Source organism: uncultured Lutibacter sp., from assembly GCF_947493565.1.
GTDB classification, from domain to species: Bacteria; Bacteroidota; Bacteroidia; order Flavobacteriales; family Flavobacteriaceae; genus Lutibacter; species Lutibacter aestuarii.
Genome location: NZ_CANLRG010000029.1, coordinates 1 through 272, shown reverse-complemented (window position 1 = coordinate 272; position 272 = coordinate 1). Strand labels below are relative to the sequence as shown.

Annotated in this window: 1 protein-coding gene; it reads left to right on the top strand. The window is 37.1% G+C overall.

Annotation, left to right across the window (positions count from 1 at the left end):
- The coding region (locus tag Q0714_RS14185; protein WP_298266205.1) for a PKD domain-containing protein at window positions 1–272 on the top strand (272 nt) is incomplete at both ends.

The following is a 272-nucleotide window of genomic DNA, read 5'->3' as shown; positions in this document are numbered from 1 at the left end:
GATTATCAAGTAAAATTAGTAGCCACAAATTCTGCAGGAACCCATCAAATTACGAAACAAGTAACTGTAACTGCAGCACAAGAGGCTCCTATTGCAGACTTTAGTTTTTCACCTACCACTCCTGAAACAGGACAAGAAGTCAATTTTACGAATGAGAGTCAATATGCAACTTCATATCAATGGTCTGCTGAGGGTACTAGTTTTAGTTCTACCGATGAAAATCCAAAGTTTACTTTTGATACCGCTGGTGATTATCAAGTAAAATTAGTAGC